The sequence below is a fragment of the Halogeometricum borinquense DSM 11551 genome (assembly GCF_000172995.2).
Lineage (GTDB): Archaea > Halobacteriota > Halobacteria > Halobacteriales > Haloferacaceae > Halogeometricum > Halogeometricum borinquense.
The window spans coordinates 175,029-193,096 of sequence record NC_014731.1; the positions used below are offsets into that span (position 1 = coordinate 175,029).

The 18,068-nt window shown below is 60.7% G+C and carries 19 protein-coding genes; 10 read left to right on the plus strand and 9 right to left on the minus strand.

Annotated elements, in window-relative coordinates:
• Positions 1 to 37: 37 nt before the first annotated feature.
• Entirely contained in the window at positions 38 to 478 is a 441-nt protein-coding gene (locus HBOR_RS16590) for a pyridoxamine 5'-phosphate oxidase family protein (RefSeq protein ID WP_006054654.1), read from the minus strand.
• 196 nt (positions 479 to 674) lie between these two features.
• Here HBOR_RS16590 and HBOR_RS16595 point away from each other — a divergent pair, with 196 nt between their 5' ends.
• The gene (locus HBOR_RS16595; RefSeq protein WP_006054653.1) at positions 675 to 3,422 is read left to right on the plus strand and encodes a PEP/pyruvate-binding domain-containing protein; all 2,748 of its coding nucleotides are present in this window, start codon (positions 675 to 677) and stop codon (positions 3,420 to 3,422) included.
• A gap of 6 nt (positions 3,423 to 3,428) precedes the next feature.
• Here HBOR_RS16595 and HBOR_RS16600 read toward each other — a convergent pair whose 3' ends face one another.
• The 5 genes from HBOR_RS16600 to HBOR_RS16620 all read right to left on the minus strand — a co-directional run bounded on the left by HBOR_RS16600 (position 3,429) and on the right by HBOR_RS16620 (position 8,691).
• The gene (locus HBOR_RS16600) at positions 3,429 to 5,333 is read right to left on the minus strand and encodes a serine hydrolase domain-containing protein (protein WP_006054652.1); all 1,905 of its coding nucleotides are present in this window, start codon (positions 5,331 to 5,333) and stop codon (positions 3,429 to 3,431) included.
• A 303-nt stretch (positions 5,334 to 5,636) separates the two neighbouring features.
• Complete coding sequence (locus tag HBOR_RS16605; protein WP_006054651.1) at positions 5,637 to 6,488, minus strand: universal stress protein; 852 nt, start codon at positions 6,486 to 6,488, stop codon at positions 5,637 to 5,639.
• A gap of 65 nt (positions 6,489 to 6,553) precedes the next feature.
• Positions 6,554 to 6,760: a hypothetical protein gene (locus tag HBOR_RS16610; protein WP_013440768.1), complete on the minus strand. Its 207-nt coding sequence runs from the start codon at positions 6,758 to 6,760 to the stop codon at positions 6,554 to 6,556.
• Positions 6,761 to 6,853: 93 nt separating this feature from the next.
• Positions 6,854 to 7,807, minus strand: coding sequence for a nucleoside hydrolase (locus HBOR_RS16615; protein ID WP_006054649.1), 954 nt, complete (start codon positions 7,805 to 7,807; stop codon positions 6,854 to 6,856).
• 110 nt (positions 7,808 to 7,917) lie between these two features.
• On the minus strand, positions 7,918 to 8,691 hold the full coding sequence (locus tag HBOR_RS16620; protein ID WP_006054648.1) for an SDR family oxidoreductase: 774 nt from the start codon (positions 8,689 to 8,691) through the stop codon (positions 7,918 to 7,920).
• A gap of 108 nt (positions 8,692 to 8,799) precedes the next feature.
• Between HBOR_RS16620 and HBOR_RS16625 the strand changes: the two genes are divergently transcribed.
• Positions 8,800 to 9,732 carry a PfkB family carbohydrate kinase gene (locus HBOR_RS16625; RefSeq protein ID WP_006054647.1) on the plus strand — a complete coding sequence of 311 codons (933 nt, stop codon included), beginning with the start codon at positions 8,800 to 8,802 and terminating at the stop codon, positions 9,730 to 9,732.
• 46 nt (positions 9,733 to 9,778) lie between these two features.
• Here HBOR_RS16625 and HBOR_RS16630 read toward each other — a convergent pair whose 3' ends face one another.
• Positions 9,779 to 10,411, minus strand: a complete 633-nt coding sequence (locus HBOR_RS16630; protein ID WP_013440769.1) for a hypothetical protein — start codon at positions 10,409 to 10,411, stop codon at positions 9,779 to 9,781.
• Positions 10,412 to 10,578: 167 nt separating this feature from the next.
• On the opposite strand from HBOR_RS16630, the gene HBOR_RS16635 reads away from it, so the two are divergent.
• The 5 genes from HBOR_RS16635 to thiD all read left to right on the plus strand — a co-directional run bounded on the left by HBOR_RS16635 (position 10,579) and on the right by thiD (position 14,610).
• Complete coding sequence (locus HBOR_RS16635) at positions 10,579 to 11,481, plus strand: FAD-dependent oxidoreductase (RefSeq protein WP_006054645.1); 903 nt, start codon at positions 10,579 to 10,581, stop codon at positions 11,479 to 11,481.
• Positions 11,482 to 11,583: 102 nt separating this feature from the next.
• Complete coding sequence (thiE, locus tag HBOR_RS16640) at positions 11,584 to 12,228, plus strand: thiamine phosphate synthase (protein ID WP_006054644.1); 645 nt, start codon at positions 11,584 to 11,586, stop codon at positions 12,226 to 12,228.
• Positions 12,225 to 13,052, plus strand: a complete 828-nt coding sequence (gene thiM, locus HBOR_RS16645) for a hydroxyethylthiazole kinase (protein WP_006054643.1) — start codon at positions 12,225 to 12,227, stop codon at positions 13,050 to 13,052. The genes thiE and thiM overlap by 4 nt, the downstream gene beginning before the upstream one ends.
• Positions 13,052 to 13,783, plus strand: a complete 732-nt coding sequence (locus tag HBOR_RS16650; protein WP_006054641.1) for an SDR family NAD(P)-dependent oxidoreductase — start codon at positions 13,052 to 13,054, stop codon at positions 13,781 to 13,783. The genes thiM and HBOR_RS16650 overlap by 1 nt, the downstream gene beginning before the upstream one ends.
• Positions 13,780 to 14,610, plus strand: coding sequence for a bifunctional hydroxymethylpyrimidine kinase/phosphomethylpyrimidine kinase (gene thiD / locus HBOR_RS16655; RefSeq protein WP_006054640.1), 831 nt, complete (start codon positions 13,780 to 13,782; stop codon positions 14,608 to 14,610). The genes HBOR_RS16650 and thiD overlap by 4 nt, the downstream gene beginning before the upstream one ends.
• Positions 14,611 to 14,841: 231 nt before the next feature.
• Here thiD and HBOR_RS16660 read toward each other — a convergent pair whose 3' ends face one another.
• Positions 14,842 to 15,429 carry a DsrE/DsrF/DrsH-like family protein gene (locus tag HBOR_RS16660; protein WP_006054639.1) on the minus strand — a complete coding sequence of 196 codons (588 nt, stop codon included), beginning with the start codon at positions 15,427 to 15,429 and terminating at the stop codon, positions 14,842 to 14,844.
• 3 nt (positions 15,430 to 15,432) lie between these two features.
• On the minus strand, positions 15,433 to 15,675 hold the full coding sequence (locus HBOR_RS16665; protein ID WP_006054638.1) for a sulfurtransferase TusA family protein: 243 nt from the start codon (positions 15,673 to 15,675) through the stop codon (positions 15,433 to 15,435).
• A 225-nt stretch (positions 15,676 to 15,900) separates the two neighbouring features.
• On the opposite strand from HBOR_RS16665, the gene HBOR_RS16670 reads away from it, so the two are divergent.
• From HBOR_RS16670 to HBOR_RS16680, 3 genes are read left to right on the plus strand one after another with little or no spacing between them, the layout of a single operon-like run.
• A complete protein-coding gene (locus HBOR_RS16670) occupies positions 15,901 to 17,079 on the plus strand; it encodes an MBL fold metallo-hydrolase (protein WP_006054637.1) in 1,179 nt (392 codons plus the stop codon).
• A 1-nt stretch (position 17,080) separates the two neighbouring features.
• The gene (locus HBOR_RS16675) at positions 17,081 to 17,575 is read left to right on the plus strand and encodes a YeeE/YedE family protein (RefSeq protein WP_006054636.1); all 495 of its coding nucleotides are present in this window, start codon (positions 17,081 to 17,083) and stop codon (positions 17,573 to 17,575) included.
• On the plus strand, positions 17,572 to 18,036 hold the full coding sequence (locus tag HBOR_RS16680) for a DUF6691 family protein (protein WP_006054635.1): 465 nt from the start codon (positions 17,572 to 17,574) through the stop codon (positions 18,034 to 18,036). Before HBOR_RS16675 ends, HBOR_RS16680 begins: the two co-directional genes overlap by 4 nt.
• Positions 18,037 to 18,068 lie beyond the last annotated feature (32 nt).

Consider the following 18,068-nt stretch of genomic DNA (forward strand, 5'->3'; position numbering starts at 1 on the left):
GAACGTTTTGCTAGTTTTGGTCGTTTTGCCTACCGACTTACTTGCCCGTTTTCCGTCCCGTGACTGACGAGATCTCCATCTCGAACAGCGTGAGTTCGATTTCGTCGATGGCTTCATCGAACACACGGAACGACCCGAACCAGTCATTGATCGTGGCGGCATCGAACTCTTTGCGTTCGTCACCGGACAGTTCGCTGAGCGTTCCTGTCACGAGGATGCTCCACGAGTCGTCTCCATCAACGCCGAAGAGAACGAAACACGCTTCTTTCGTCGTCTCCACGAATTCCAGTTTCTTGCTGTGGTCGTCGTCTCCGAGTCGGAAGAACAGCGACTCGCCGTCGTAGTGGTGGGAGACGGGCACGCCGTACGCCCTTCCCTCGTCTGCCAGCGATAACACTCCTGCAGTCTCCGTTTGGAGACGCTTCTCTATCTCTTCGTCTGTCATCCCGAGCGTGTACACGAATTCGATGTGGTCCATCGCTTCCGGTACATACGTTGCCGGGGTCAATCAATCAGTACGTATCGGGTGGGATGGAGTTTCGTCTTCTCTCCGCTCATTCTGTCTCGCCCCGCCTCATCTCCGCTTTCGTCTTTCTGTTTCGTTCAGTCAACTGATTGTAACCAGCGAAAATGCCATTGACTCGCTCACTCATAGTTTACTCAGGCGGATTCACGTGTCCAGTTCCACAAGCCAGTTCGTCGTTCCGCTCGATGGGTCGATCACCGACCCCGCACTCGTCGGCGGAAAAGGTGCGAACCTCGCCCGTCTCGTTGATGCGGGCGTTTCCACCCCTCCGGCTCTGTGTATAACGACGGAAACGTACCGTGTGCTCTCATCAGATAAAACTAGCAAAACTCTCTTTGAGAGATTGGACAGTTTGGACAAAAAAGAGATGGAGGAAGCGACGGATCTCGCCGCCGAACTTCGGAATCACCTTCGAGACAGGCCGATTGCGGACGTGATACGAGACAAACTTACTGAGACACTGGACGAGGAGACACCCTACGCGATCCGGTCGTCCGCGACAGCAGAGGACCTTCCACATGCCTCGTTCGCGGGACAGCATGACTCGTATCTCAACGTTTGCGGCATCGACGCCGTGATCGAAGCCGTGCGCGACTGCATGGCGAGTCTGTTCACCGACCGCGCTGTCAGCTACCGGACGAAAAACGGTATTTCGCACCGAACGGTAGCCAACGCAGTCGTCGTACAGGAGATGGTTGACGCCGACGCCGCGGGTGTCTTATTCACCGCCGATCCCGACTCGGGAAATCGGACTGTCGCTGTCATCGAAGCGAATTTCGGCCTCGGCGAATCGGTTGTCGCCGGCGACGTGGAACCGGACGCCGTTCGCGTAGACCGGCCGACGACCGAAATACGCTCGTACCGCGTCGGAACGAAGGCCGTTTCGATCCGGCCGCACGACGATGGCGGCACAGAGGCAGTCGAACTTGACACCGACAGCAATGCGCGTGTCCTCCGCACAGCACAGGTCAAAACGCTCGTCGCTCTCGGTGACCGAGTTGAGACGCTGTTCGACCGGCCACAGGATATCGAGTGGGCACTCGTGGATGGGGAGTTCGTCGTCCTGCAGGCACGGCCGATATCGTCGCTCTTTCCGACACCGACGCCGGAACCGTCGGACGACCGACTGCACGTTTACGTGAGCATGGGACACATGCAGGCGTTCCCCGAGGCGTTGCCGCCACTCGTCCGCGACGTGTGGATCGGCTACGCGAACACGATTCTAGATGCGTTCGGACTGGATCCGACGGCATCGACGTTCGCCGCCGAAGCGGGCGGCCGCATCTTCATGGACTTCACGCCGATACTCCGTCTCCCGCTTCTCCGCGATGTGGTCGTAAACAGACTCGAAGCGGTGAACGAACCGGTTGCTGCGGGGCTTCGTGACTTGTTGGCGCGGCGGCCCGAGGCGTTCCGTCCTGAACTCCCGTCGCCTTCGAGACTTCCCGTTCTCGCTCAGGTTGCGTGGACGACTGCGAAGCTCCTCGGGTCGGTTCTCCCGGCCACGTTGGTGAGTTTTCTCGCGTCGTTCGTCGGCGAACCGACTCCCCCGGAGCGGCACGAACAGCGGTTCGTCGCAGTCGGAACACGGCTAGCGGCGGGTGTTCGTGAACAACCGACTCCCGATGCTCGGGCGCGCGCCGCGTCGCGTTCGCTGTCTATTCCGGAGTTACTCGCCGACGTCTATCCGCGAATCGGCCCACTCATCGCGGCGTTCGTCATCGGCGGGTGGCTTCAGCGCCGGTTCCCCGATGCGAGAGAGGATGTGGACGCTATCGGCAAAGGATTCGAGCGTGAACTCGTCACGCGACTCAACCTCGGACTCGGTGACCTTGCTGACGTTGCCCGCACCCATCCTGAGGTGGCTGACGCAATCCGTGACGGGAAGCCGATTGATGAGGTGAGCGCCGTTGACGGCGGCGACACGTTCGCCGAGGCGTTCGACGCCTATCTCGATGAATTCGGTCATCGTGCGACGGGCGAACTCGACTTGAGCCGTCCGCGGTGGCACGAGGACCCCGCGACACTTCTCGGCGCGATTCGGGCCAACCTCGCTACCGAAGAGGCAGGCGAGCACCGTGACCGACTCCGGCGACTCACTGACGAAGCGGAGGCGGCGGTCGATAGGCTCGCAAAACGAGCGAACCATGGCCTCCTCGGCCCGATCAGAGCGAGAATTGTCCGCCGGCTGATTCGGCGGTATCGCGCGTACATCCAGATACGGGAGTATCCGAAGCACGGAATCGCACACCTGTTCGACGCGTGGCGCGAGGCGTATCTGCAGGCCGGGAAAACGCTCTCCGCTCGCGGTGTCCTCACGGACGCCGACGACGTGTGGTTCCTTCGGCGAACGGAGTTGTTCGATGCGCTCGGCGGCGGTGAACCCGACGGCGACACATCCGATGGGGACACACTCGACGGCGACATATCGAACGACGACGCTCTCAACGTGGACATCGACGCGCGCCGAGCGGAGTTCCACCGCCACGCACAGATGGACGCACCACCCGTGCAGACGAGTGAAGGCGAGATTCCCCGCATCGAACCTGATCGGAGCGGACTCCCTGCGGATGCGCTCGTCGGAACTGGCGTCTCATCCGGTGTCGTTGAAGGCGTTGCACGCGTCGTCTTCGATCCGACCGAGGCGACGGTCGAACGAGGCGAGATTCTCGTCGCGCCGTCGTCCGACCCCGGGTGGACGCCGCTGTTCTTGAACGCCGCTGGAATGGTTGTTGAGGTCGGCGGCCGTATCAGCCACGGTGCGCTCGTTGCCCGCGAGTACGGTCTGCCCGCCGTCGTCTCGGTCGCAGAGGCAACAGATCGTATCCAAACGGGGCAACGTGTTCGCATCGACGGAACGCGCGGTATCGTCGAAATTCTGGACGACGGAAAGTAACCGCCGTCAGACCGCGAGCAGGTTCCAGTAGTGCAACAGCCAGTAGATGACACCAGTCGCGGCGACGACGAGGCTGTAGTGGACGCGGGACACGAGCGACCACTCCCCGTCGTACCACGCTCGTGCGCCGAACCCGGCTGCCACGAGCGTCACAATTGCGCCGACGGTCGGCACGACGAACACAGCGTCGAACCACGCAGGTGGCCGGTTGTACAGCGTCGGACGGTCCATCCCCGACACGACAATGGAACTCGCCGCTAGCGCAGCCACGAACAGTACCAGCCCACCGATCCCGGCCGCGGCGGTCCATCGCGCCCGTGTTGCCGACGGTGGCGGTGCTGTGCCGCCACGGACGTGACGCCATGCTCGCGCTGCAGGCCACCATAGTAGCCCGGTTAGTGTGGTCACCGTCGCCACGGCCGCGAGCCAGCCCTGCACGGACAACTGCTGGAGATATCCGATCTGTTCGTATGCACCGAGTCCCTGCAACAGATGCGTTATTTCCCCGTCCTCGGTTCTGAACAGTATTTTCTCGTCTTTTTCGACGTGTTCGAACAGGAGCGGTTCGATTTCGACCCACTCGTCTACGCTGTCGCCCTGTTCGGTGATGACGCGGCCGTCGTCAGCGACACGGACATCTACCGGTTGTCGCTTGAGGTAGCCGAAGATGGCTTTGTCCTTGGCGGTCTTGTCGGTCACGCTCACGGAGCGATAGCGCCCGCCGAGTTCATCCGCACGTTCCGGCATTCCCGAAGGGGTGAGCTGTTTTTCGTCCGTCTCGACCGGTGCGAACCGTTCGAGCAATACATCGACTACCTCATTATTGGCGCTCGACGCCTCGGTACCGTGGGCGACGACGAACAACCCGGTGCCGTCCTCGGGAATCAGCGAAAATTCGCAGGCGAAATCCATCACTGCACCGCTGTGTCCCACTAGTCGGGTGTCGCCACGGGACTCCTCGAACAGACCGAATGCCATCCCGTCGAATCGCTCGTGCGGCGTGTACCACTGCTTGTGCATCTCTTCGACAGCGTCCGCAGAGAGGATTCGCTCGCCGTCTACGACGCCGTCGTTCAGGTGGGCCTGTAGCAGACGCGCCATGTCGTTTCCGGTCGTGTGCAGTCCGGATGCCGGAGCAACGTCGGAGTAGAAACTCACCGTATCCTTGACGGCCTTTCCGCTGGCCGGGACAAGTTTCGACGGTGCCGGTCGGAACGTACTGTTCGTCATCCCGAGCGGTTCGAACACGTGCTTTGTGACGTACGATCCAAACTGCTGTCCGCTCACGTCAGCGACCAACTGCCCCGCGAGTGCGGCGGCATAGTTGGTGTACTGGCAGAGTTCACCGGGTGGTCTGACCCGCCCCGGTACGTTCGTCGAAACAGATTCGGCTAACGGGCGGACGTATTGTGGTTTGTTGACCGTGTCGCCCCATCCGCGAAGTTCGAATCCGGGTGTGTGGGTTGCGAGATGTTCGAGCGTGATGGGTTCGTCGTACGTCTGCGGGATTTCGACGGCGTCGAGGGAGTCGTTGACCGGTGCGTCTACCTCGACTTTGTCTCGGTCCACGAGTTGCATCGCGGCCGTCCACGTGGCGACTTTCGACACCGATCCGACGCGAAAGAGCGTCTCGTCGGGTTTGACTGGGACTGATTCGCTTTGGTACGCGTGTCCGTATCCCTCTGTGAGCGCGACTTCCCCGTCCTTGACGACGGCGACTGTCAAGCCGCCAGCGTCGTAGTTCGACAGGGCACGCTCGGCAGCGTCGCTGACAACCGATTCGAGGCTGTCATCCCGTGTCTGTGTCGCTGATGATTCGCCGCTCGCTAGACCGCTGGCAGCGACGACGGTACCGGCACCGACCGCAGTCGACCGCGATAGGAACTGTCGCCGTGATAGTGGGGATGTCATCGATTGGAGACCTGCACTGAAACTACCGTGTGCATCGTACGATGGGGAGACTATCCGTTTCGACAGTCTGACGAGATATCCTGCACACTCGCCGTGCGACTGTCTGGGCCGATTTGATTGGAGGTATTCGCATCTTAATGACTATTCTTTGTCACTACCGACAGATAAGCTCCTCTATCGTGTTAGATCATATATCAATAAGTCCCCCTGTGTGGAACTTCTGTGAGCCAGTTCGAGCGCCTTCACTTCGCACCGACTCTCGTCGGTGATGCCTCTCGGAGGCGTTTGGGCATTGAGACTCGATCAGTTTTTCGGCGCGAGCAGTTCGCCCAGCCAGCGGTCGAGTCGAGAAGCGTCTACATCACCGCTTCGGACGGTAACGACAGTGTTCTCACAGAGCGATTGGACCACTTCGGTCGTCGAACCATCGACGAACTCTCGGAGGCGACTCTTTTGGGGTGCGGCGATCACCGTCGCATCGTAGTACGAAGACTGGTCAACGATTGCTTGGGCGGGTGACCACCCCTCGTAGCGCCAGGTGTCGAACTCGTCGAAGTCGCCCAAGTGATTTGTGCAGTACTCGAATAGTGCATCAGTCTCACTACGTGATTCGTCGTTATCGACGACATGAAAGAAATCAATCCACGCGTCGTGTGTTTCGCCGATAACGCGTGCGATGTTGAGCGTCGTATCGAGATGTGGTCCTCGTGCCACTGGTACGAGACAGGATGAGAGACTCGCGACTTCGTTGCCGGGTGTCACTGTGACGTGGTTGCTTTCCGTCGTCAACGCGAATTCGCCGCCACCGAGGGTGGACCGGTGGTCGCGGATGTCGAAAATCGTGGTGATGTCGAAGCGGTTCACCACGTCTTGGACCCATTCGGTCGTTATCGTTGCTGGACGTTCGAGAAAGCGCGTCTCGTACTCGACCGATACGTCGGCCGATTCGGGCTTCAGTGCTTGAGCGGCGGTGGTATTGTCAACGGGGACGACGAATCGGCCGCCGTCAGCGAGCGTCGCGGCGACCTGTACGAACTGATTATCGACGGGTATCTCCGCATCAAAGAGACAGAGAACTCGCTCGACGGACGCTTCGCGCCAACCGTCCGAAGAGGTGCCCTTGGAGCTTTTGCCCTCTGTGAGACGGCTAAGCATGGCCGATGCTTGTTTCGGGAGCTAATAAATCCCCTTCTCTGTTAATGCGGTCAAATACGGTCATCTCAGTACTTAAAATCGGATTTAAGCCATCGTGCTCGGATAACACGCTCCGCTTTTTCGTCCCCGACCCGGTCCACCCACGTTTCGGCGTCCGGCCTCGAACAGGAGCGAATCTCCATGAGCGCAGCAACGAGATCAGAGTACGGACGCGGGTCTACCGGTTCCTCGGTCAGGTCTAACTCGTCTATGTTCGGTACGGGAACTGTCACGGATACTCTATTCGCTCGATACGCAACAGTCATTCGGCCGTCTTCTCAAAGATATTAAAGACAGTTTTGCTAGTAAAACTAGAACAGACAGCGCTACAACGACCGTTCGGGATTACCGTACTGCATCATGTCGAGGAACATCGTCTCGAAGACTTCCTCGTCTATCGTCTCGACGATGTTCGCGTTCGGTTCGTTGTCGGTGACGCCGCGTTCGTCCACGAGGCTGTATCCACGGGTCATCCCCTCTCGTTCGTCCACGTCTACGTAGTACTCGTTGGACTCGGTGATGAGTTCGGGTTCGAGTACGCACGCCATCGCCAGTGAGTCGGGTTGGGTGGTGCTCACCTCGCCGTACTGTTCGCGGGCGAACTCGCGGGCGCGTTCGGAGATGGTGGTGAAAAAGTCCGCATACTTCGTCTCGGCCGCCTCAATCTCGGCTAGCATCTCGGCGTCGAACCGCCCCTGTCGGAGCGAGAGATCCCAATCGACAAGCGTCACATCCAGTTCGTCTACGACGACACTCGCGGCCTCGGGGTCTACCCAGAAGTTGAACTCGGCCGAGGGAGTGTCGTTGCCGAGGGTGTTGACCGCGCCGCCCATCACCCACACCTCGTCTACCAGTTCGTTCAGGTTCGGTTCGAGGCGGAGCGCGAGGGCGATGTTGGTCAACGGACCGATGCAGACGAGCGTAATCTCACCGGGTGATTCGCGGACGCGTTCGACGATGGCGTTCGCACCGTGCTGATCGGCAGACGGAATCCCCGTCTCGGGAAAGAGATTTCCGCCGAGTCCACCCTCGCCGTGAACTTGGTCGGCGTGTTCGTGGTCTTTGACGAGTGGTTTCCGAGCGCCTTCGTAGACCGGAATATCAGTCGCGTCAGCAACTTCCAGCGTGTACTTCGCGTTCTCGACTTCGTAGTCGAATTCGACGTTACCGGCGACGATGGTGAGCGCTTCGACGTCGATAGAGTCGGCCAGTGCGGCCATGAGAATCGCCATCGAGTCGTCGCCCGCCGTGTCGGTGTCGATAATGACGCGTCTGCTCATACGGGGGTTTTCCCGTCGTACCGTTTAACCCCACTGGGTACGGGCCGCGTTCGCCGCATCGGCCCCACTGCGAGATTCTCGTTGTTGTCTCCCTCCGTCTGTCGGCTCTTTTATTGGGTGTTCAGTTGGCCGCCGTCAACAATGACCGACTCAGCAGTGACGTAGGAGGCCAAGTCGCTGGCGAGGAACGTGACGACACCTGCCACGTCTTCAGGTTGGCCGACGCGGCGGAGCGGAATCGTCGGCAGCATCTTTTCTTCCTGCTCGGTTCCGACGAAGGGCGAGTCTTCCGTCGTCATCGTCGTTTCGATGATGCCGGGATGGACTGCGTTCACGCGGATTCCGTCAGGACCGAGTTCGCTCGCAAGTGCGTAAGTGAACGAGCGGACGCCGCCCTTCGCGGCGGAGTACGGGGTGATTCCACCGAAGCCGGTTATTCCGGCGACGCTTGACATGTTGACGATACTTCCGTGTACTCCTTGTTCGAGCATCGCCAACGCGGCCGCCTTCGACCCGTGGACCACGCCATCGAGGTTGATCGAAATCAGGTTACGGTAGTCTTCTAAGTCGATATCCACGAGTGGGTCCTGTGGACCGACGATACCCGCGTTGTTCACCATCACGTCGATACCGCCGAACTCATCGGCCGCCTCGACGGCGGCTACGCAATCGTCGTAATCGCTCACGTCACACTCGACGTACATCGACTCCGCACCTTCCTCCTGCAGGAGTTCGTGCGTCGGCGTGCCGCCCTCGCGAGGCTCTTCACTGATGTCGGCAACGACCACTGACGCTCCGTGGTCAGCGAACGTTCGCGCGATACCGCGACCGATGCCGCCGGAACTGCCCGTGATGACTGCCGTCTTGCCTTCCAAAAGTGACATTGCATTTAGAACTCTCTCCGAATTCTGATAACTGTACCCCCCGTTAGGCGATCACTCGTCACGGATCGAACGCCGAAGGGTCTTATCGGCGGCCCGCTACGTGGGAGTATGGGCCGTGTCGTGAGTCTCGGGAGCATCAACGTCGATCACGTCGGATACACGTCTACGGAGTGGATTCGCTCGACGGCGGCGTCATACGACTGGTTCCCGTCGCCGGGCGAGACAGTGCGAGTGGAGTCGTTTCCCGACTCCCTCGCTCAAGCGTACGACGAGCGATACCTCGGTGGCAAGGGCGCGAATCAGGCAGTCGCGGCGGCGGCCGCCGGTGCCGATACTTCGCTTTTAGGAATGGTTGGCGAGGACGAATCCGAGTACGAGGTCCGTACGACGCTCTCGAAACGGGGAGTCGATGTGACCGAGGTCGAATCGACCGACGGGCCGACCGGCGCGGCGTACGTCGCCGTAGACGAGACCGGTGAGAACTACATCGCTATCCTCGCTGGAGCGAACGGCCGCGTAGACGACGCGTACGTCGAACGGCACGTCGGGTCTCTCACCAGCGCCGACTGCTTACTCGTACAGAACGAACTCCCGGCTGAGACGGTTCGTGCCGCGCTTGATCACCTCGCCGAACGTGATAATCGCCCGACGGTCGTCTACGACCCTGCACCTGCCGCGGATGCGACGACGATTCTCACACACGACTGCGTGGACGTGGTGACGCCGAATCGGGGAGAGTACGAGACGCTTCGGGACGATATCGAAGCGTTCGACGGTATTGTCGTCAGAACTCGTGGAGCGGAAGGCGTCGTCGTGGAGGGTGAGGACCGATTTACTGTTCCATCGCCGTCGGTCGAACCGATAGATACGACCGGCGCGGGCGACGTGTTCGCCGGTTTCCTCGGGGCGGAACTCGCGGCCGGGTCGGACCTCGAACAGGCGGTTCGACTGGCGACCGTCGCGGGCGCGGTCTCGACCGAACGCGAGGGTGTACAGGCGGCGGTGCCGTCGCGCAAGGTAGTCGAATCGGCGACCGTGTGAATCAGCGTCCGTTGCTGAGTGTCTCTTTTCTCGTTGTTGACCGCTCTTACTCTAGTGAGATATCGAATCCCCACGTGAACGACGCCGTCTCCTCCTCGCCCGATTCGTCTCTGACCGAGTACGGCGACTCGAAGCGGAACGTTCCGGTGGGAAGGCACGCGTCCGTGTCGGGCGCGCCGTACAGTTCGAGTACTTGGCTCGCGGATTCGCCCGGTTCGAGCGTTACCATCCGGTACTCTTCGGTAATGGCGATGCCCTCGGTGAGCCGCCAGCACCCCGCTTCGACGGGATAGTCACTCCCGGCAGGGAGGAGCATCAGGTTGTTAGCCGTATCGTTTCGGTACGCAAAGACGATAGCGCGGCCCTCTCCAAGGGTTAAGGTCCGGTCGCTCTCGTTCGTCACGGTGGCTTTGAGTCCCGGCGGCTGGCTCTCTGTCGCCGTCTTTTGTGTTACTTCGATTGCAGGGCGGACAGGTGCGTCGGGGAGTTCGTCCGTCGAAACGATGGAAAGTTCCGGGCCACCGGTCTCTGTTGGAGACGTGTCGCTGTCGCCCTCGGTTTCATCGTCGGTTTCGTCGCCGCCGTTTGCATCACCGTTACCTTCGCCGAGGCACCCGGTAAGGAGTGCTACTGTGCCGATGCCGCAGGAACTGAGAAGTGTTCGTCGGGTCGTGTTCATACTCCATACATCGGTGTTTGGGAGCATAATCCCGTTGTAGGCGCAAAGGGACGTTTGTCTCACCACCATCTGGACGCCGTCTGTCTCACTTCCGTGACCCACTTTCTCTTCGTGATTTCCCGACCGCGACCGGTGGAGTTATGAATAATTAGGCAAGCCTAAAAATAATGTCAAACGAAAACGCAGGTTCGACGCAAGACGCACACGATGTCGTCGTTGTCGGCGGCGGCCCGGCAGGGTGTTCGGCGGCCGTCTTCGCCGCGCGATACGGATTCGATACGGTCGTCTTCGACCGCGGTCGGTCATCACTTCGACACTGCGGCTATCTGGAGAACTACCTCGGCTTCCCGGGTGGTATCGACATCGACGCGTTCTACACGCTGATGCACGACCACGTCGAGGCCGCCGGATGTACAATCGTCCCAGAACTCGTGTCGTCCGTCGAACGCGAGGGAGACGAATTTCGCATCGAGACGCAGGATGGGACGGTGGTTCGCGCGCCGCGCGTCGTTGCGGCGACGAAGTACGATGCCGACTACCTTGACGGACTGGACGAGGAACTGCTCCAACCGGACGGCCACGGCGGAATGGAACTCGACCCTTCATTCTCCGATGCCGACGGAAGCACACCCGTAGACGGCCTCTACGTTGCGGGACCCATCTCGGATGTGGAGGACCAAGCGATTATCGCCGCCGGTCACGGTGCCCGCGTCGGTAGGCGTCTACTCGCGGATGCCCGACGAAATGACGGGTATTGGGACGCCGTGGCGGCGTACTACGACTGGGTACGCAAGGAGTCTACGCTGACCGAGGAGTGGCGAGATAGAGACAGATGGCGCGAACTCTTCGACGAGCATTTCGCCCCCGACGACGGCGGCCAGTACGACCCTTCACATATCGAACGCGTGCGCGAGGAGTATATCGACGAACGAAAAGCAAAGTACGCGACGGACGAGGAGATCGCCCGCCGAACCGACGCGGGAACTGAGCAGCTCGTCGACTCTCTGGGTGCTGAGCGCCTCCTTGACGCTATCGACGACGACCGGATTCGAGCGTACCTCGACGACTGATTGTTATCGGCCGCTTCCGCGTCACTCGTCTCTTGCTATCGGTCGCTTCTCCGTCGCCTGTTCCGACAGCGTTTTGCCGACAAACACCAGTCTATACAACTGATGAATATTCCGATGCGGACGTATCTCGTGACTCAAGGAGACCGTTCTCGGGGACGGGGAACGGGAAGTATCGTTCGTGCCGCTATCGAAGGCGGCGTCGATATCGTCCAGATGCGCGAGAAGCACACGAGTGCGCGGGAGCGCTACGAACTCGGAAAGGAACTCCGAGCGCTCACCCGCGAGGCGGATATTCCGTTCGTAGTGAATGACCGCGTTGACATCGCTGCGGCCGTCGATGCGGACGGCGTCCACCTCGGTGACGACGACTTGCCTGTGTCAGTCGCGCGTGACCATCTCGGTGAGGAGGCGATTATCGGTCGATCCGTCTCGACACCCGAGGCCGCTAGCGAAGCCGAACGCGCCGGTGCAGATTACCTCGGCGTCGGTGCGGTCTTCGCCACTGATACGAAGGATGTCAACGAGGGCGAAGCCGAAATCGGAACCGAGACGATTGCGGAGATCGCTGAGACGGTCGATATTCCGATTGTTGGTATCGGCGGGATCAACGCGGACAACGCGACCGAAGTCGTCAACGCGGGTGCAGCAGGCGTGGCCGTCGTTACGACTATCACCGATGCCGATGACCCCGCGGCGGCGACGCAGCAACTCCGTCAGGCGGTCGAGAACGGGAGGACCACCGTATGACGCTCGGTGTGAATCTCGATGAGACGCTCTCGGCGATTCGGTCCACTAAGCCTCTCGTCAACTCCGTGACGAACAACGTGACCGTAGGAGACGTGGCCGACGTGACGCTCTATTGGGGTGGTCTACCGGTTATGTCCGACGACGAGCGCGAAGTCGGTGACATGGTCGCGGGCGCGCAGGCGTGTCTACTCAATATGGGCACGGTGAGCGAGGGCGGCGAAGCGGCGATGGTCGCTGCGGGTCGCTCAGCGAACGACCATGGCGTCCCGCTCGTCGTAGACCCTGTCGGCGTCGGTGCAACACCGACACGGAACCGGGTCGCAGACCGTCTCGTCACCGAACTCGACGTTGACGTTCTCAACGGCAACTACGGTGAGATAAGCGCTCTTGTCGGTGAAGACGCCGAGGTTCGGGGGGTCGAATCCGTCGGCGAATACGCCGAAATTGCGGAGACAGCGGTGGCGTGCGCTCGACAGACGGGTGCCGTCGTTGTCGCCTCCGGCGAGACAGACGTGGTGGCGACGGCCGACGAGGCGTTTGAGGTACACGCCGGCCACGAGATGATGGGCAATGTCGTCGGTACCGGGTGCATGCTCGGCGTGACTCTCGCCACGTTCGCCGGTGTGATGGATAGCGTCCGGGACGCAGCGCTGGCCGGGACACTGGCCTTCGGCCTCGCAGGTGAAGCAGCGGCCGACGAACAGTTCGGAACGTACGCGGGTCCGGCGAGTTACAAGGTCACCTTCCTTGATGCAGTGTCCGGACTCGGTGGCGTTGACCGTCCGGATGCTGACTCGCGTATCGAACAGGTGGTGACGAACTGATGGGACTCGTCGTTACTGGTGGCACGGGTGGAATTGGCCGCGCTGTCGTCGAACGCAAGCGCGAGTCGGACGTGGTGTTCTCGTACCACCGAGACGAGGATGGCGCGTCGGAACTCGTCGCCGACACAGACGCCGAAACGGCGACGACACAAGCACTCCAGTTGGACGTGACCGATGCAGACTCCGTGGAGGCGTTCGCTGAGGAGGCAACGGCGACGCTGGACACGGTTGATGGTGTGGTCCACACTGTTGGCATCGTTGAACCTGAACTTCTCGAACAGTCGACGGACGATCAGTGGTCACGCGTTATCGAGACGAACCTCATCGGGTCCGCTCGCGTCGCTCGGGCCTTCCTCCCTGCTCTCCGTGAATCCAGTGGATCGCTCGTGTTCCTCTCTAGCGTCGGCGGGACCGCTGGCACCGTCGATACGAGTTACGCCGCGAGCAAGTCAGGACTACACGGGCTTGTCCGCGCGCTCGCGCGAGAAGTCGGTCCCGATGGCGTCCGCGTAAACGCCCTCGCACCCGGTCCGGTAGAAACATCGATGAACGGTACTATCGTCGATTACTTGGAGTCCACCGCGTTCCTCGGTCACGAAAACGTCGATACGCACCTGCCAACGTACGCCTGTGCGCCCGAGGAGGTCGCTCAGTCTGTCACCTACCTTCTCGACAGTTCGTTCACACACGGAGAGATTCTGAACGTCAACGGAGGGATGCACTTTCGATGATCCGACCCGACCCACAGACCCCGCCGTACGCGCTCACCATCGCGTCCGGTGACTCGGGCGGCGGCGCGGGCATTCAGGCTGACCTGAAGACGATGACTCGCCTCGGCGTCTACGGCGGATCCGTCATCGTCGGCGTCACCTCGCAGAACACCCGGGGTGTTCGTTCGACGCACGTCCTCCCATCCGAGGAGATTCGCGCGCAGTTCGATGCCGTCCACGACGATTTCGATATCGGCGCGGTGAAACTAGGGATGCTCGCCACCGCCGACGCTGTCAGAACTGTGGACGACTGCCTCGATGCCTATGATGGGGCCGTCGTCATCGATCCTGTGATGGTTGCCGCGTCGGGCGATAGACTCCTCGAATTGGACGCCATCGACGCCTACACTGACCTGTTTGCACAGGCGACGTTGGTCACGCCGAACGCCGACGAGACAGAGGAACTGACGGGCGAGTGGCCCGACTCGGACGACGCACGCGACGCCGCCGCATCGCAGTTCTTCGAGTGGGGTGCCGATGCTGTCTTGTTCAAAGGCGGCCACGTCGCCGAGAACGGCGACGAAATTCGGGATATTCTCGTCACACAGGACGGGAGCCAGACGTTCGCTTCCCCCCGAATCGACACGGAGACGACACACGGGTCCGGGTGTACGCTGTCGAGCGCAATCGCCGCCCGCCTCGCACGTGGCGATGACCTTTCGACGGCCGTCGAACGGGGTATTTCGTTCGTCCGAGCGGCGATAGAGCGACCGGCCGCCGTGGGTGAGAACGGGAGTGTGAACCACCTCGTGGATGGGGAACTGACGATCGAGGAGTTCGATAACTGACTCGGTCAGGGTGAGCCGAGTCGTTCGACCAGTCCGTCGAAATCGTCGTGGCGACTCGCGCCGCGGTCGTGGTCTACAGAAGAAACAAGGCGAGTGCCTCGGGGTCTCACAAATCGCTCTGCGATGTGCTGGATACGCGAACTCCAGATCTCTCTGTAACCCCGAGGCGGTTCGCAATCGATCCGATATCGGCCTCAGACACCACAAAACCGGTTTGTTGGCGGTCTCCTATTAGATCATCAGTTGCACGTCGGCGTCGGCCATGTCCTGAATCGCCGTCGCCGCTCCGACGCCCGTGGTGACGCCGGAGAAGAAATCGTCCTCGTCGTATCCCATCAAGTCGATGGTCATCTGGCAGGCTTGGAACTCGACGCCCAAATCGAGCGACGTCTGGATGAGTTCCTCGATGGAGGCGGTGTCGTTGTCGCGGATGCGTTTTTTCATCATCTCGGTTGTGAGTCGGTCCATGCCCGGAAGCGCACCGAGGGCGTTCGGCATCGGCATATTGGGATTACCGACCGAACTCAGTTTCAGGTCCTTCGAGCGCTCCTCGTGGAGGATATCGAGCCCCCAGAACGTGTGGAATACGGTCACCTCGTAGCCGAACGCGGCCGCCGTGCTGGCGAGGATAAGCGGCGGGTACGCCATGTCCAGCGTCCCTTTCGTGGCGATAATTGACATCTTGGGTGGCCCGTCGTCATCGGTGTCTGACTCCACTGCGGCGAGTCTGTCTTCGAGTTCAGCGACGCGCGCGGCGAGTTCTGACCGACTCGGCTGGTCGCCGTCGCCCGCGGGCGTCGATGTCGTATCTGTGCTCATCCTCTACTCCGTCTTCTGCACGTAGTGGGTGTACACGCCGTCGCCCTCGCTCTGGTCGAGCAACTCGACGCCGTCGGTGGTGTCGGCCCATCCCGCGATGTCGCTCATGCTCCCGGAATCGGTCGCAACGACCTCTAATACGTCGCCTGCGGTGAGTTCGTCTATTCCTTGTTTGGTCTTGACGACCGGCATCGGGCAGTTTTCTCCCTTCACGTCGAGTGTGTCGGTGATCTCGGTGTCGTTCATGGTGTTGAACTTAACGCACAATATCGGTGGCATAGACAAAAGTGTGTCGGTAGTATTTCTAAACCCTCACATTACTGTAGATGCTGGATATTATGTGGGCTATAGCCGGTTTATCTCGCTCGGTCTTCGGGCTATCCGGTATCTGTCTTGCTATAGTGGTATTGTAGAGGATTTGAATTACTATGCAAAGCCTTATTTGAGACGGCCGGATAGGTGGGAGTGACGATGGAAGGAACGCAATCCGAGACGGAGAACTCGGTCGAGTCGATTACGCCCGAACAACTGAACGCACAGATTTCGGACGGCGACGGTGCGTTCATCCTTGATGTCCGCTCGGCAGATAACTTCGATGAGTGGCACATCGAGGGTCCCAACGTGGAGTCGCTGAACTATCCGTACTTCGAACTACTTGACGGTATTCCGGACGATTTACTCGCGCAATTGCCCGAGGACCGGACCATCACAGTTCTCTGTGCGAAGGGTGGTTCCAGCGAGATGATCGCCGAATCGATTCAGGAGGAGGGCTTCGACGTGAACCATCTCGAACGCGGCATGAAGGGATGGGCGCGTATCTACGAGTACGACGAACTCGACGTGGACGTTGCGGCCACCGTCGCCCAGTACCGGCGACCGTCGAGCGGTTGTCTGGCCTATCTCGTCGCGTCCGATGGCGAAGCGGCCGTCATCGACCCGCTTCGTGCGTTCACCGACGAGTACGTGCAGGACGCCCGCGCGCTCGGAACCGACCTCACGTACGCACTTGATACACACGTTCACGCCGACCACATCTCGGGCATCCGGACGCTCTCAGAACAGACAGACGCGACGGCAGTTCTTCCGGCCCCCGCCGTTGCACGCGGCGTCGAGTACGACGTTCCGTTCGAGCAAGTAGCCGACGGCGACACGCTCTCTGTCGGGAACGTCGATATCGAAGTGATTCACACTCCCGGACACACGTCGGGTATGACTGCGTACAAAGTTGGAGACGTGCTTTTCACCGGTGACGGCTTGTTCACCGAGAGCGTCGCCCGCCCGGACCTCGAAGACCCCGAGGCCGCAACAGACGCGGCACGGACGCTCTACACGAGTCTCACCGAGAAGGTTCTCCCACTTCCCGACGAGACGGTGGTCGCGCCCGCTCACTTCAGCGATGCGGCCACGCCGAACGACGATGCAACGTACACTGCCGAACTCGGGACGCTGACAGAGACGATGGACGCGCTGGCGATGGACGAAGACGAGTTTATCGAGTTTATCGTCGCGGATATGCCGCCGCGCCCGGCGAACTACGAGGAGATAATCGCCACCAACCTCGGTCTGGAATCACTGGACGATGAGAAAGCGTTCGAACTCGAACTCGGCCCGAACAACTGCGCGGCCAGCAACGGAGCGCTGACGAACTGAGATGAGCGAACTCGTCCCGTTGGTCGTCGTCGGTGACCTGTTCCCGCGGGGTATCTGGCCGTACCTCCTCGGCGGCCTCCTCGTCGGACTCGGCGCGAGCGGTATCTACCTCAGCACGGGTCTCATCGCTGGTGCGAGTACGTTCCTCGAATCGACGCTCTCGTACGTCTCCGACGTGCCGCGGTTCAACCGCTCCAAATACGTCCAGTCCCGCCGGTGGCGCGTTGTGTTCACAGCGGGCATCGTTAGTGGTGCTGCCGTCTACGGACTCGTTCTCGATCCCGGACTCTGGACGACTGACGTGCAGTGGTGGCGACTCCTCGGCGGCGGATTCCTCGTCGGCGTCGGGACGCGACTCGGGAAGGGATGTACCTCTGGACACGGGGTCTGCGGTCTCGGGTCGCTCTCGAACACTTCCGTCGTGAACGTCCTGACGTTCCTCGCGTTCGCTATCGGCACCGCACAACTCGTCGCCGCGCTGGGAGTGTCGCCGTGAGTTCCGAGCAGCGCGGACTGACATTCCTCGCGGCCGTTTACCTCGGTGGCCTCGTGTTCGGATTCGGACTGGCGATAAGTGGGATGGCTCGTCCGGAAGTCGTGCTCGATTTCCTCCAGTTCAACGACTTCGGCCTCATCTTTGTCATGGGTGGTGCGGCAGTCGTCACGGCAGTCGTCTTCGCCGTGGCGACGCGGTATTTCGACCGCGCCCCGATTACGGCGCGCGAGTACACCCGCCGCGTGAAAGAGTTCGACCGGAATGTCGTCGTCGGCGGAGCCATCTTCGGCGTTGGATGGGGTCTTTCGGGCATCTGTCCGGGTGCGGCCTATGCGAGTTTCGGCGTCGGCAACTACCCCATCTTGTGGGCTATCGCGGGGATGTTCCTCGGCGCGTACGCACAAGGACTCGTTCGCACTCGTATCGGTTCGACAAACACGACTGAGACGACGACACACTAAGTCAGATGTACCTACAGTACCCGAAACTGGAT

Bases quoted from the DNA above. Each gene is read 5' to 3' on its own strand.
- HBOR_RS16590 (WP_006054654.1), bottom strand. From the start codon at position 478: ATGGACCACATCGAATTCGTGTACACGCTCGGGATGACAGACGAAGAG.
- HBOR_RS16600 (WP_006054652.1), bottom strand. From the start codon at position 5,333: ATGACATCCCCACTATCACGGCGACAGTTCCTATCGCGGTCGACTGCG.
- HBOR_RS16605 (WP_006054651.1), bottom strand. From the start codon at position 6,488: ATGCTTAGCCGTCTCACAGAGGGCAAAAGCTCCAAGGGCACCTCTTCG.
- HBOR_RS16615 (WP_006054649.1), bottom strand. From the start codon at position 7,807: ATGAGCAGACGCGTCATTATCGACACCGACACGGCGGGCGACGACTCG.
- HBOR_RS16620 (WP_006054648.1), bottom strand. From the start codon at position 8,691: ATGTCACTTTTGGAAGGCAAGACGGCAGTCATCACGGGCAGTTCCGGC.
- HBOR_RS16625 (WP_006054647.1), top strand. From the start codon at position 8,800: ATGGGCCGTGTCGTGAGTCTCGGGAGCATCAACGTCGATCACGTCGGA.
- HBOR_RS16630 (WP_013440769.1), bottom strand. From the start codon at position 10,411: ATGAACACGACCCGACGAACACTTCTCAGTTCCTGCGGCATCGGCACA.
- HBOR_RS16635 (WP_006054645.1), top strand. From the start codon at position 10,579: ATGTCAAACGAAAACGCAGGTTCGACGCAAGACGCACACGATGTCGTC.
- thiE (WP_006054644.1), top strand. From the start codon at position 11,584: ATGAATATTCCGATGCGGACGTATCTCGTGACTCAAGGAGACCGTTCT.
- thiM (WP_006054643.1), top strand. From the start codon at position 12,225: ATGACGCTCGGTGTGAATCTCGATGAGACGCTCTCGGCGATTCGGTCC.
- HBOR_RS16650 (WP_006054641.1), top strand. From the start codon at position 13,052: ATGGGACTCGTCGTTACTGGTGGCACGGGTGGAATTGGCCGCGCTGTC.
- thiD (WP_006054640.1), top strand. From the start codon at position 13,780: ATGATCCGACCCGACCCACAGACCCCGCCGTACGCGCTCACCATCGCG.
- HBOR_RS16660 (WP_006054639.1), bottom strand. From the start codon at position 15,429: ATGAGCACAGATACGACATCGACGCCCGCGGGCGACGGCGACCAGCCG.
- HBOR_RS16665 (WP_006054638.1), bottom strand. From the start codon at position 15,675: ATGAACGACACCGAGATCACCGACACACTCGACGTGAAGGGAGAAAAC.
- HBOR_RS16670 (WP_006054637.1), top strand. From the start codon at position 15,901: ATGGAAGGAACGCAATCCGAGACGGAGAACTCGGTCGAGTCGATTACG.
- HBOR_RS16675 (WP_006054636.1), top strand. From the start codon at position 17,081: ATGAGCGAACTCGTCCCGTTGGTCGTCGTCGGTGACCTGTTCCCGCGG.